This is a genomic window from Plasticicumulans lactativorans, from assembly GCF_004341245.1.
GTDB lineage: Bacteria > Pseudomonadota > Gammaproteobacteria > Competibacterales > Competibacteraceae > Plasticicumulans_A > Plasticicumulans_A lactativorans.
The window spans coordinates 230291-243617 of the sequence record NZ_SLWY01000004.1 but is presented as its reverse complement, the minus strand read 5'-3'; the positions used below and the strand labels follow the sequence as shown (position 1 = coordinate 243617).

The following is a 13327-nucleotide window of genomic DNA, read 5'->3' as shown; positions in this document are numbered from 1 at the left end:
TGGCGATCGAGGAGCAGCTCGGTGCCGGTGCGGTGTACGCCGGGCGCAACGCCTTCCCGCGCAAGCTCCAGGGCTGAGCCGCCCCGCCTCCCCCCGCCCGCCGCGGCGGCCGTGATGGCCGCCGCGGTTTGTTTTTCCGCAAGACCCGCCGCGCGCGTCAGCGCGCGGCGCGGCGATCCTCCCACACCGACGCATCGACCAGGTTCGGCGGCCGCCGCCCCGACAGCGCCTCGATCAGGTTCTCGGCCGCGCAGCGCGCCATCGCCGCGCGCGTCTCGTGCGTCGCCGAGCCGATGTGCGGCAGTGCCACCACGTTCGGCAGCCGCGGCAGCGGCGAGTCGGCGGGCAGCGGCTCGCGCTCGAACACGTCGAGCCCGGCGGCGCGGATGCGCCCCGTGCGCAGCGCCTCGATCAGCGCCGCCTCGTCGACCACGCGCCCGCGCGAGGCGTTGATGAAGATCGTCTCCGGGCGCATCAGCGCGAACTCGCGCGCGCCGATCAGGCCTTCGGTCTGCGGCAGCAGCGGCAGGTTGAGGCAGACGAAGTCGGCCTCCTGCAGCAGTTCGTCGAGCGTGCGCCGGCGCGCGCCGAGCTCGGCCTCGAGTTCCGGCCGCGCGCTGTCGTTGCAGTACAGCACCTCCATGCCGAAGCCGAGCCGCCCGCGGCGCGCGACCGCGGCGCCGATGCGGCCGAAGCCGACGATGCCGAGGCGCTTGTGGTGCACGTCGGTGCCGTAGTGCGCGGCGCCGATGTTGCGGGTCCAGTGGCCGTCGCGGACCCAGTTGGCGAGCTCCACCACCCGCCGCGCCGTCGCCAGGATCAGCGCGAAGGCGGTGTCGGCGGTGGTTTCGGTGAGCACGTCGGGGGTGTTGGTGAGCAGGATGCCGCGCGCCTTCAGGTACGGCAGGTCGTAGTTGTCGTAGCCGACCGAGATGCTGGAGATCACTTCCAGCGCCGGCGCGGTGTCGAGCAGGGCACGGTCGAGCTTCACGCTCGCGCCGATCAGCCCGTGCGCGGTGGCGACGGCGGCGCGGAAGTCGGGGTCGTGCGCCTGCGGGCGTTCGAGCACGGTGACGTCGAAGCGCGCGCGCAGCGCGGCGAGCTGGTCGGCGGGGAGCGGACGGTAGACGAGGACATGCTTGGTCATGGATGGGGTCTCGCGCGCAAGGGCATCGATCGGGGTTCAGGCGCCGCCGGCTTCGAGGCGGTCGAGTTCGGCCCGCGTCGGCAGGCCCTCCATGTCGCCCGGCACCTGCACCTGCAGCGCGCCGATGCGGTTGCCACGGGCGACGGCGGCGGCGAGCTCGCGCCCTTCGAGCCGGGCGCTGACGAAGCCGACCGCGAAGCCGTCGCCGGCACCGACCGTGTCGACCACCCGGGCCACCGGGAAGCCCGGCACCGTCCCCTCGGCGTGTGCGGTGCGCCAGTACGCGCCGCTCGGACCGAGCTTGATCGCCACCGCCTCGACGCCGCGCTCCAGGTAGAACGCGGCGATGTCGCGCGGCGCGTCGTAGCCGGTCAGCAGGCGCCCTTCGGCGAGCCCCGGCAGCACCCAGTCCGCCTGCGCGGCGAGCGCGTTGATCTCGGCGACCATCGTGGCGCGATCCGGCCACAGCGCGGGGCGCAGGTTGGGGTCGAAGGACACCGTGCGCCCGGCCGCGCGCATCTCGCGCAGCGCCAGGTGGGCGAGTTCGCGCGCGCCGGCCGACAGCGCCGGCGGGATGCCGGTCGCGTGCAGGTGGCGCGCCGCGGTGAACAGCGCGGCGTCGAAATCGTCCGGCGACAGCCGGCTCGCCGCCGAGCCGCGGCGGAAGTACTCCACCGTCGGGTCGGAGCCGTCCGCGGTGCGGGCCTTGAGCTGGAAGCCGGTCGGATGCCGCGCATCCACCGCCACCCGGCCGCAGTCGAGCCCCTCGCGTTCGAGGCTCGCGGTGATGAAGCGGCCGAAGCTGTCGTCGCCGATGCGGCTCACCCAGGCCACGCGCAGGCCGAGCCGGGCGAGGCCGATGGCGACGTTGGTGTCGGCACCGGCGATGCGCTTGGTGAAGTGCAGCGCGTCGGCGAGCGCGCCCGGCTGGTCGGCGACGAACATCGCCATGGTTTCGCCAAAGGTCACGACGTCATGGGCAGGCATGGGGCGGGAACCTCGCGCGCTCACAGGCGGCGCAGCCGGGCGACGTGGACGGCGGTGAGCGCATCGAGCGCCTCCCCCGCCAGCGGGAACTCGATCGCGCGCGGCAGGCCGGCGCGGAAGTGGCCGAAGCACTCCGCCCAGTCGGGCATGGCGCCCTCGGGCGGCACCGCCTTCAGGCGTCCGCCGTCGCGCAGCACGCGCTTGCAGTGCACGTAGGCGACGTGCTCCCCGAGCACCCGCGCGGCCTCGCCGGCGTCGCTGTCGGTCCAGCGCCAGTTGCCGAGGTCGAAGGTCATCCCCACCGCCACCCCGGCCGCGGCCGCCGCCGCGAAGAAGGCCGCGAGCGGCGCGACGGTGCCGCCCTGCACGGTCTGGTCGTTCTCCACCAGCAGGCGCACCGGCGTGTCGGCGAGCACCGCGCCGAGTGCGTCGAGCGCCACACCGGCGGCGTAGTGGCCGAGCGACACCTTGAGCACCCCGGCCCCCAGCAGCGCGGCTTCGCGCAGCGCCCGGCGCAGCGCGGCATCCGCCAGCCGGCCGTCCTCCCGCCACAGTTCGAGCGGCACCGAATAGACCGTGGCCAGGCCGTGCGCGGCGATCGCCTCGCGCAGTGCGGCCAGCGGCGGGGCGTCGTCGGTGAACAGCTCGCGGCGGATCTCGATGCCGTCGGCGCCGGCGGCGGCGATCCACGGCAGCACCTCGGCCTGCCCCAGGCGGCGGACCAGGTCGGCGCCGTAGGCCGAGGTCGCCACGAATACGGGGGGTGATTGCCTCATGTCTTCTCTTCTCCTCTTTTATGGAACCGGTACCATTCGAAGACGCACGACAGAGACGCGATAGCCAGCTGAATCGTCGATCGTTTCGTGGTGCGCCCAGCCGATGAGCGTGAAATCACCGGTTGAGTATGGCAATCATTATGGAACCGGTTCCAAAAGAGTTCAAACGTTTTCCGCCACCGTGTCGCGGCGCGTCCGGGCCATGGCTTCAGCGCGCGACGGGCTGCGTCGAGCCGCGCACGATCAGTTCGCCGCGGTACAGGGTCTGGCGCGGGGCCGAGCGGTCACCCTCGATGCGCCGCATCAGGCACTGCGCGGCGGTGACGCCGATGTCGTAGGTGGGCTGGGCGACGGTGGTGATGCCCGAGCCGACCAGCGCGCACCATTCGAGCTCGTCGAAACCGATCAGGCCGGTATCCTCGAACAGCCGGCAGCCGAGCCGGCGCAGCGCACGCGTGGTTTCGAGCGTCACCACGCCGTTGGCGGCGAACACCGCCCGGGGGCCGGGGCCGGTGGCGGCGAGGAAGTCGCCGAGCGCCTGGTCGAGCCGCGCGCTGGCGTGCACGTCGAGCGCCAGCGCGCGGCCGCGGCACGCCGGATGCTGCGCGAGCACCGCCTCGAAGGCCGCGAGGCGCTCGATGCGCGGGTTCACGTGATCGAGCGGCTCCGACAGGTACAGCAGGTCGCGGTAGCCCTGGGCGATCAGGTGCTCGGTGGCGACGCTCGCCGCCTGGCGGTTGTCGATGCCGACCATGTCGGCGGCGAGGCCGCTGATCTCGCGGTCGACCGCCACCACCGGCAGGCCGTGCGCCGCGGCGTCGAGCAGGTCGCGGGTGTGCTGGCTGGTGGTGTGCACGATCAGGCCTTCGACGCTGTACGAGGCGAGTGCGGCGAGGTGGCGGCGTTCGAGCTCGTCGTCGCCGGCGGTGTTGCAGAGCATCAGCGCGTAGCCGCGCTGCCGGCAGGCGACCTCCACGCCGTGCATCACCGCCACCGAATAGGGATTGAGGATGTCCGCAACGACCATGCCGACCAGCCGGCTGCGCCCGCGCTTGAGCCCGCGCGCCATCTGGTTGGGGCGGTAGTCGAGCTCGGCGATGGCCCGTTCGATCTGCCGGCGCATGTCCTCCGACAGCGCGCTCAGCTCACCGCCGAGGTAGCGCGACACGCTGGTCTTGGACACGCCGGCGCAGCGCGCCACCTCGTTGATCGTCACCCGCCGCTGCGGGCCGGCGCCGCTCGCACCGTTGCTGTCAGCCGCCTTCATGGCCTCGTCCTCCGCGCCATCTGCCCTCCTCCTCAGGAATGCTGCCCGGAAGACGGCTGGAACCGGTTTCAGGCTAACAGATATCGCCGCCCGCCACCACGCCGCATGCCCGCCACGGACCGCTCAGGCGGCGTCGCGCGGCCGAAAAATGCGAAGGGCGCCCGCAGGCGCCCTCGTCACGGCACGAACCCCGCTCACTGCGCTTCGGTGACCAGGTAGCCGATCGCCGAGATCATGTCGGCATCGTCGACCTGCAGGTTGCCGCCCTTCGCCGGCATGCCCTTGTAGCCCTTCAGGCCGTGCTCGACGAGCACGTCCCAGCCCTGCGCGAGGCGCGGGGCCCATGCGGCCTTGTCACCGAGCTTGGGCGCCCCGGCCACGCCGGCCTGGTGGCAGATGATGCAGGCGGTGTTGTAGAGCTGCTTGCCACGCGCCAGGTCGACCGTGGTCGGAACCGCGACATGCACCGGCGCGGCGGCGGCCGGAGCCGCGGGCGCCGCTTCGGCCGGCGCAGGGGCTGCAGCCGGGGCGGGAGCAGGCGCAGCCGGGGCCGCAGGCGCGGGGACTGCTTCGACCGCCGGCGCGGCAGGCGCGGGTGCCGGAGCGGCTTCGGCTGCCGGTGCGGGCGCCGGCGCAGGCGCGGCCGGTGCGGGAGCAGCTGCCGGCGCGGGCGCCGCCGCAGGCGCGGCTGCCGGGGCCGCCGGCGCGGGGGCTGCTTCGGCCGCAGGCGCGGCAGGCGCGGGAGCAGCAGCCGGGGCAGCGGGAGCAGCCGGCGCGGGTGCCGGAGCCGCTTCGGCGGTCGGTGCAGGCGCGGCAGCCGGGGCAGGCGCAGCAGCAGGTGCCGGTGCCGGTGCCGGTGCCGGGGCGGCCGGCGCGGCCGCGGCGACGGGCAGGCCGGCCTCGTGCAGCATGTAGGCGACGGCGTTGTGCAGGTCGGTCTCGGTCAGCGCCGGGTTGCCGCCCTTCGGCGGCATCACGCCCTTGCCGTTCAGCGCGCTCTTGACCAGCGCCTCCAGGCCGGCAGCGGCGCGGGGCTCCCAGGCGGCCTTGTCGCCGAACTTCGGCGCGCCGGCCACACCCGCCGCGTGGCAGGCGACGCAGACGCCGCCGTACACGGCCTTGCCCTTGTCCAGATCGAACGCGGGCGCCGCGGCAGCGGCCGGGGCCGCCGGGGCCGGGGCTGCAGCCGGGGCAGCGGGAGCGGCCGGCGCGGGCGCCGGTGCCGCGGCGGCGGCGGCGGGAGCCGGAGCGGCGGGCGCAGCAGCGGCAGCAGGTGCGGCGTCGGCCTTGATGCCGGATTCGCCGAGCATGTAGGTGATCGCGCCGCGGATGTCGTCCTCGGTGAGCGCCGGGTTGCCGCCCTTGGCCGGCATCGCACGCACGCCGCTGACCGCGTTCTTGACCAGCCCGTCGAGGCCATGGGCCTGGGTGAAGCGCGGCTCCCACTGGCTCTTCTCGCCGATCTTCGGCGCGCCGAGCACGCCGGCGCCGTGGCACGACGCGCAGACCTTGGCGACGACCTCCTTGGGTTCGAGCTTCACCGGCTTGCGGTTGGGGTCGGCCACCGCCACCTTGGCGACCGGCGCGATGCGGCTCTCGGCCATCACCCGCTCACGGGAACCGTCGTCGGCCGGCTTGACGATCACCGACACCAGGCGCGCGACCAGGAAGAACACGGCGGCCAGCACCACCAGGACCGCCATCACGCCCGTAAACGTCGTCATAAACGACTTGTCTTGCTGGTTCACGCGTTCACCTCTCCGAATGCTCTAGCAGGCTACGTCCAGGCTGGCGCCATCAGGCCGGACGGGTGGTGTTCAGGTCGCCGGTGGATCAAGGAGGCGCGGGGCCCGGGGCTCCGCCGCCGGCCGCACGATTGTTGGGGCTTGTGACGCGGCCGGCGGGCATTGTAGCGATGCCCGCATGCCGAGGGAACCGACGCACGCGGGCCGTCGCGCAGGCCGCGGAGGGCATGTCAGGCCGCATCGACGCGCACCGCACAGTATTTGAACTCCGGGATCTTGGCGTAGGGGTCGAGCGCGTCGATGGTCAGCAGGTTGACCGCCGCCTCGACGTAGCAGAACGCCATGAACACCTCGCCGCGGCGCAGCCCCGGATCGGGGCGCGCCTGCGCCACCAGCTCGCCGCGGCGGCTCGTCAGGCGCACGCGCGCGCCGGCGGCGAGGCCGAGCGCGGCGAGGTCGACCGGGTGCAGCGTGACCACCGGCACCGGTTCGAGCGCATCGAGCACGCGCGCGCGCCGCGTCATGCTGCCGGTGTGCCAGTGTTCGAGCTGGCGCCCGGTGAGCAGCACCCAGGGGTAGTCGGCATCCGGGCGCTCCGCCGCCGGCAGCAGCCGCGCCGGCACGAAGCGCGCGCGCCCCGAGGCGGTCGGGAAGCGCTCGCCGAACAGCACCGCGCGGCCCGGATCGGCCTCGCTGGCGCACGGGTAGGTGACGGCGTGCTCGCGCTCCAGGCGCTCCCAGGCGATGCCGGCGATCGACGGCATCGCCCGGCGCAGCTCGGCGTAGACCGCGGCCGGGCCGGCGTAGTCCCAGGCGAGGCCGAGGCGCCGCGCCATCTGCTGGATGATCCACAGGTCCTGGCGCGCCTGCCCGGGCGGGTCGATGGCCTGGCGGCCGAGCTGCACGCGGCGGTCGGTGTTGGTGAAGGTACCGGTCTTTTCGGCGCAGGCCGAGGCCGGCAGCACCACGTCGGCGAAGGCCGCGGTCTCGGTGAGGAAGAGGTCCTGCACCACCAGGTGCTCGAGCGCCGCCAGCGCGGCGCGGGCGTGGTGCAGGTTGGGGTCGGACATCGCCGGGTTCTCGCCGAGGATGTACATGCCGCGGATCTCGCCGCGCAGGATCGCGTGCATGATCTCGACCACCGTCAGCCCCGGCTGCGGATCGAGCGGCACGCCCCACAGCGCCTCGAAGCGCGCGCGCGCCGCGGGGTCGTCGACGCGCTGGTAGTCGGGGAACACCATCGGGATCAGCCCGGCGTCGCTCGCGCCCTGCACGTTGTTCTGGCCGCGCAGCGGGTGCAGGCCGGTGCCCGGGCGGCCGATCTGGCCGCTGGCGAGGGCGAGCGCGATCAGGCAGCGGGCGTTGTCGGTGCCGTGCACGTGCTGCGACACGCCCATGCCCCAGAAGATCATCGCCGCGCGCGCGCCGGCGTAGACGCGGGCGACCTCGCGCAGCGTCGCCGCCGGGATGCCGCACACCGGCGCCATCGCCTCCGGCGAGCAGCCGGCGACGTTCGCGCGCAGGCGCTCGAAGTCCTCGGTGCGCTCGGCGACGAAGCGCGCGTCGACCAGCCCCTCGTCGATGATCGCGTGCAGCAGCGCGTTCAGCATCGCCACGTCGGTGTCGGGGCGGAACTGCAGCACGTAGCGCGCGTGGCGCGCCAGCTCGGTGCGCCGCGGGTCCATCAGGATCAGCGTCTTGCCGGCGCGCACCGCCTGCTTCATGAAGCTCGCCGCCACCGGGTGGTTGACCGTCGGGTTGGCGCCGATCACCACGATCACCTCGGTCTCGGCGACGTCGGCGACCGGATTCGACACCGCCCCCGAGCCGATGCCTTCGAGCAGCGCCGCGACGCTCGACGCGTGGCACAGCCGCGTGCAGTGGTCGACGTTGTTGCTGCCGAAGCCGGTGCGCACCAGCTTCTGGAACAGGTAGGCCTCCTCGTTGCTGCCCTTGGCCGAACCGAAGCCGGCGAGCGCGCGCCCGCCGTGCACGTCGCGGATCGCCGCCAGGCCGCCGGCGGCGAGCGCCAGCGCCTCGTCCCAGTCGGCCTCGCGGAACACGCGCTGCGCCGCCGCCGGGTCAAAGCCGTCGAGGCCCTTCGGCACGCCGGGCCGGCGCACCAGCGGCACCGTCAGCCGCTCGGGGTGGCGCACGTAGTCGAAGCCGAAGCGCCCCTTGACGCACAGCCGGCCATGGTTGGCGGGGCCGTCGCGGCCCTCCACGCGCACGATGCGCCCGTCGGCGACGTGGTAGCGCAGCTGGCAGCCGACGCCGCAGTACGGGCACACCGAGTCGACCGCCCGCGTCGCCACCGCCTGCGCCGCCGCCCCAGCCGGGGCGAGCGCGCCGGTCGGGCAGGCCTGCACGCATTCGCCGCAGCCGACGCAGGAGCTCGCGCCCAGTGCATCGCCGAGGTCGAAGACGATGCGCGCCTGCGCACCGCGCCCGGCGTAGCCGATGACGTCGTTGACCTGCACCTCGCGGCAGGCGCGCACGCAGCGCGTGCACTGGATGCAGGCGCCGAGGTCGACGGTGATCGCCGGGTGCGAGGCGTCGGCCGCCGGCTGCGCGCGCGGCGCGAAGCGCGCTGCGCCGACGCCGAGCGCGGCGCACCAGCGGGTGAGCTCGGAGTCGACCGCCTGCGCGCTGCCGGCGGTTTCCGCGACGAGCAGTTCGAGCACCAGCCGCTGTGCGGTGCGCGCGCGTTCGCTCGCCGCGCGCACCTGCAGGCCCGGCTGCGGCGTGCGGCAGCAGGCCGGCGCGAGCCCGCGCTCGCCAGCGATCTCGACCATGCAGGCGCGGCAGTTGCCCTCGGCGCGCAGGCCGTCGCGGTAGCACAGGTGCGGGATCGCCACCCCCGCCCGGCGCGCCGCCTGCAGGATGGTCTCGCCGGGCGCGGCGTCGAGCTCGCGCCCGTCGAGGCTGAAACGCACCGCGGCCGGCGCCGCGCCGTCGCCCTGCCGCGGACCGTCGCCGCTCGTCACGGTGCCCCTCCCGGCCGGTCGAATTCCTCGGGGAAGTATTTCAGCGCGCAGGCGAAGGTGTTCGGCGCCGCCTGGCCGAGGCCGCAGATCGACGCCTCGCGCATCACCGTGGCGAGGTCGGCGAGCAGCGCGGCGTCCCACACCGGCTGCGCCATCAGCCCGGCCGCGCGTGCCGTGCCGACGCGGCACGGCGTGCACTGCCCGCAGGACTCGTCGGCGAAGAAGCGCATCGCGTTCAGCGCCGCGGCGCGCACCGAATCGTGCTGCGACAGCACGATCACCGCCGCCGAGCCGATGAAGCAGCCGTACGGCTGCAGGGTGTCGAAGTCGAGCGGCAGGTCGGCGAGGTGCGCCGGCAGGATGCCGCCCGAGGCCCCGCCCGGGAAGTACGCGTACAGCGTGTGCCCCGGCAGCAGGCCGCCGCAGTGTTCGTCGACCAGTTCGTTCAGCGTGATGCCGGCCGGCGCGAGCTTGACGCCGGGGCGCACCACGCGCCCGCTGACCGAGTACGCGCGCAGCCCCTGGCGGCCGTGCCGGCCGTGGCCGCGGAACCAGTCGGCGCCGCGTTCGAGGATCTCGCGCAGCCAGTAGAGCGTCTCGACGTTGTGGGCGAGCGTCGGCCGCCCGAACAGGCCGCGCTCGGCGACGTAGGGCGGGCGCAGCCGCGGCATGCCGCGGCGGCCCTCGATCGACTCGATCAGCGCCGACTCCTCGCCACAGATGTAGGCGCCGGCGCCGCGGCGCAGGTGGATCGGCGGCAGCGCGCACGGCGGGTCGGCCGCGAGCGCCGCCAGCTCCGCGGCGAGCAGCGCACGGCACTCCGGATACTCGTCGCGCACGTACAGGTACACCGCCGCGGCCTCCACCGCCCAGGCGGCGATCAGCAGCCCCTCGAAGAAGCGGTGCGGGTCGGTTTCGAGGCAGTGGCGGTCCTTGAAGGTACCGGGCTCGCCTTCGTCGAGGTTGGCCACCAGCAGCCGCGGCCCCGGATAGCCGCGCACCGTCTGCCACTTGCGCGCCGCCGGGAAGCCGGCGCCGCCGAGGCCGCGCAGCCCGGCGTCGGCGAGCGTCGCGAGCACCGCGTCGAGCGGCCGCCGCCCCGCGACGCACGCCTGCAGCAGCGCGTAGCCGCCGCGCGCGCGGTAGGCGGCGTAGTCGAGCCAGGCCGGCCGCTGCACCGGCGCGTCCGTCCCGGCGGCGAGCTGCGCCACCACCTTGGCCGGATTGGCGTAGGGCACGGGGCGGTCGCCGACGATCGCGACCGGCGCGGTGTCGCAGCGCCCGACGCAGGGCACCCGACGCACCCGCACGCCGGGGCCGAGGGTGGCGGCGAGCGCATCGGCCAGCGCCCCGGCGCCGAACAGCGCGCAACTGACCGACGCGCACACCCGCACCGTCAGCGGCGGCGGCGCCTCGCCCGGCGCGAGCACGTCGAAGTGGTGGTAGAAGCTCGCGACCTCGTAGACCTCGACCGGCGCGAGCCGCAGCCACTCGGCGAGCGCGACCAGGTGCGCGGCGGACAGGTGGCCGTAGCGGTCCTGCAGGCGGTGCAGGTGCTCGATCAGGTGCTCGCGGCTGCGTGCGCTGCCGTCGAGCAGCGCCTCGACCTCGGCCCGCGCGGCCGGGTCGACCGCGTGGCCCCGCGGGCCGCCGCGGCGGCGCCCGCCGCGCGCCTGTTCGCTCGCCATCGCCGTCCTCCGTCCTCGCGCCCGCCGGCGGGATGCCGCGGTACGCCCTGGTCCGCGAGTCTAGTCGAGCGCCGGCGCTCCGGCGGCCCGCGCCGCCGCCTACAGCAGCGGGGTGCCGGCCGAGCGGTTGTGGCCGAGCAGCGCGGCGAGGCGCTCGCGCAGCGTCGAACGGTTGGCGGGCTTCGGCACGAAGTGCTCGGGGGCGACGTGCACGCCGCGTTCGGCGAGGCCGCCGAGGTCGTGCCCGGAGCTGAACAGCACCGGCAGCGTGGGCAGCCGGGCGTGGGCGCGGGCGGCGAGCTGCGGGCCGGTGTCGCCGGCACCGAGGAAGACGTCGGTCAGCAGCAGGTCGACGTGGGCATCGGCGAGCCGCGCCAGCGCCTCGTCGACGCTGCCGGCGGCGAGCGTCTCGACGCCGAGCGCGCGCAGCTGGCCGACCACCGCGCCGCGCACGTCGGCCTCGTCGTCGACCACCAGCACGGTGCGGCCGGCGAACTCGGCCGGATCGTCGGGCGACACCGCGGCCGGCGGCCGCGCCCGCGGCAGGCTCAGACGCACCGCGGTGCCCTGGCCGGGGCGGCTGTCGATGGCGATGTCGCCGCCCGACTGCTTGACGAAGCCGTAGACCATGCTGAGCCCCAGGCCGGTGCCGAGGCCGCCCGACTTGGTGGTGTAGAAGGGTTCGAACACGCGCTCCAGCACCTCGGGCGGCATGCCGCTGCCGGTGTCCGCCACTTCCAGCACCACCTGCTCGATCGGGCTGCCGTCGGGCGTCAGGTGGGTACTGCCGGGGCGCGTGCGCACGCTGATGGTGCCGCCGTCGGGGGTGGCGTCGCGGCTGTTCAGCACCAGGTTCATCAGGGCGTTCTCGAGCTGGCCGGGATCGGCGCGCACCGGGAGCGGGCTGGTGTCGAGTTCGGAGACCAGCCGCAGCCGCGTGCCCACGCTGTGTTCGAGCAGGTCGAGCATGCCGGCGACCAGGGTGTTGAGATCGAACACCTGCGGCGCCAGCGGCTGCTTGCGCGAGAACGCCAGCAGGCGCTGGGTGATGCCGCTGCCGCGCTCGGCACTGGCCAGCGCGCGTTCGAGGTAGCGCCGGCGCTCGGGCGGCAGCCCCTCGGCATCGTCCAGCACCACCTGCAGGTTGCCGATGATCGCCGCGAGCAGGTTGTTGAAGTCGTGCGCCATGCCGCCGGTGAGCTGGCCGACGCTTTCCATCTTGCGCGCCTGCGCCAGCTGCGCCTCAGTCGCCTTGCGTTCGGTGAGGTCGGTGTACACGGTGACGAATCCTCCGTCGGGCATCAGCGTGCTGCGCAGTTCGAGCACGTGCCCGTTAGGCAGGTACTCCTCGAAACGCTGCCGACCGTACTGGCGGGCACGATCGACGTAGGCGGCATCGAGCGTGTCACCGCTCAGGCTGCGCCGCACCGAGTCCTCGGCGCCGAGCGCACGGCGCACCGCCTGCAACGACATCCCCGGCTGCAGCACCTCGCGGCTGCCGTACAGCTCGCTGACGCGCTGGTTGCAGGCGCGCAGGCGGCCGCTGGCGTCGAACACCGCGACGCCGTCGTTCATGTGCTCGAACACGGTTTCGAGCAGCCGGGTGGTCTGGTCGAGGCGCGCGGCGTGCTCGCGGAACACCTCGAAGGCGCGTGCCAGCGTGCCGATCTCGTCGGGGCGGCCGAGCCCCGGCACGTCCACCGAGCGGTCGCCCTCGGCGAGCCGGCGCATCGCCGAGGTGACGGCGCCGATCTGGCCGCCGAGGTCGCGCACCACGTAGGTGGCGGCGAGCGCCGCGGCGATCAGGCCGAGCGCGCCGAGGATGGCGATGCGGGTGCGGTTCTCGGCGAGCGCGCGCTCGGTGGTCTCGCCGCGACGCACCGCACCGCGGCGCACATGTTCGACGTTGGCGGCGACCTCGTCGGCGAGCCCGCCGGCGAGCGCGGCGACGACGCTGAGCAGGTAGATGCGGCGCACCTGGTCTTCGTTGCGGTCCTCGACCGCGTCGTACACGCCGGGCGTCTGGGTGCCGAGGCGGATCAGCTCGGCCGCGAGGTTGGCGCCGGCCATCGCCGGGTGCCAGGCCTGCAGCGCCGGCAGGGCGAGCCGGTTGAAGCGCGCGCGCTGCGCCTCGGCGTCGGCGGCCTCGTCGTCGATGGCGTCCCCCATCAGGCGGATGGCGTAATCGAGCGCGGCGTTGCCGGAATCCGACAGCCCCGCGACCCGCAGCCGCTCGGTGTCGATCTGGTCGAGGCGGTAGCGCAGCGCGCGCACCTGCGAGACGTGGAACACGCTCTGGCGGCTGACCTGCATCAGTTCGAGCAGGGTCTCGGCGAGGCGGGCGCCGGCGTCGCGCAGGCGCGCCATCTCCTCGCGGTTGGCCTTGTTGCGCGCCAAGCCGTCGCCCTCGAACTCGGCGAGCAATTGCTTGAAGGCGCCGAGGCGACGGTGCAGCTCGGCGCTCTCGGAATCGATCTGTGCCAGCACGCGGGCGCTGGCGACCGCCGGGGCACGCGCCGCCAGGCTCGAGCTCTGCTGCGCCAGGCGCAGCGACCGCTCGACGTCGAGCAGGCTCTCGCGCTGCAACTCCTTGACGGCGTCGCCGAGTTGGGTGAAGCCGACCCAGGCGATGCTGGCGATCGCGAACATCAGCGCCAGCAGGAAGCCGAAGGCGGTGAGGAGTCGCGCCCGCACGCCGAAACGGCGCAACAGGCGTGCGGGCGACATCAC

At 74.4% G+C, this 13327-nt stretch carries 8 protein-coding genes; all 8 read right to left on the bottom strand.

The window, feature by feature from the left end; all coding sequences use genetic code 11:
* Positions 1–157 precede the first annotated feature (157 nt).
* Entirely contained in the window at positions 158–1147 is a 990-nt protein-coding gene (locus EV699_RS04585; protein ID WP_132539426.1) for a 2-hydroxyacid dehydrogenase, read from the bottom strand.
* A gap of 36 nt (positions 1148–1183) precedes the next feature.
* The gene (locus EV699_RS04580) at positions 1184–2134 is read right to left on the bottom strand and encodes a sugar kinase (protein WP_132539424.1); all 951 of its coding nucleotides are present in this window, start codon (positions 2132–2134) and stop codon (positions 1184–1186) included.
* 20 nt (positions 2135–2154) lie between these two features.
* On the bottom strand, positions 2155–2910 hold the full coding sequence (locus EV699_RS04575; RefSeq protein WP_132539422.1) for a sugar phosphate isomerase/epimerase family protein: 756 nt from the start codon (positions 2908–2910) through the stop codon (positions 2155–2157).
* A 208-nt stretch (positions 2911–3118) separates the two neighbouring features.
* Positions 3119–4177: a LacI family DNA-binding transcriptional regulator gene (locus EV699_RS04570; protein WP_132539420.1), complete on the bottom strand. Its 1059-nt coding sequence runs from the start codon at positions 4175–4177 to the stop codon at positions 3119–3121.
* 194 nt (positions 4178–4371) lie between these two features.
* Positions 4372–5901 (bottom strand): c-type cytochrome, encoded by a 1530-nt coding sequence (locus tag EV699_RS04565; protein WP_132539418.1) that lies wholly within the window; start codon positions 5899–5901, stop codon positions 4372–4374.
* 251 nt (positions 5902–6152) lie between these two features.
* Positions 6153–8909 carry a formate dehydrogenase subunit alpha gene (gene fdhF / locus EV699_RS04560; RefSeq protein ID WP_165904015.1) on the bottom strand — a complete coding sequence of 919 codons (2757 nt, stop codon included), beginning with the start codon at positions 8907–8909 and terminating at the stop codon, positions 6153–6155.
* The gene (locus EV699_RS04555; RefSeq protein ID WP_132539414.1) at positions 8906–10597 is read right to left on the bottom strand and encodes an NAD(P)H-dependent oxidoreductase subunit E; all 1692 of its coding nucleotides are present in this window, start codon (positions 10595–10597) and stop codon (positions 8906–8908) included. The genes fdhF and EV699_RS04555 overlap by 4 nt, the downstream gene beginning before the upstream one ends.
* A 99-nt stretch (positions 10598–10696) precedes the next feature.
* Positions 10697–13324: an ATP-binding protein gene (locus tag EV699_RS04550; RefSeq protein ID WP_132539412.1), complete on the bottom strand. Its 2628-nt coding sequence runs from the start codon at positions 13322–13324 to the stop codon at positions 10697–10699.
* Positions 13325–13327 lie beyond the last annotated feature (3 nt).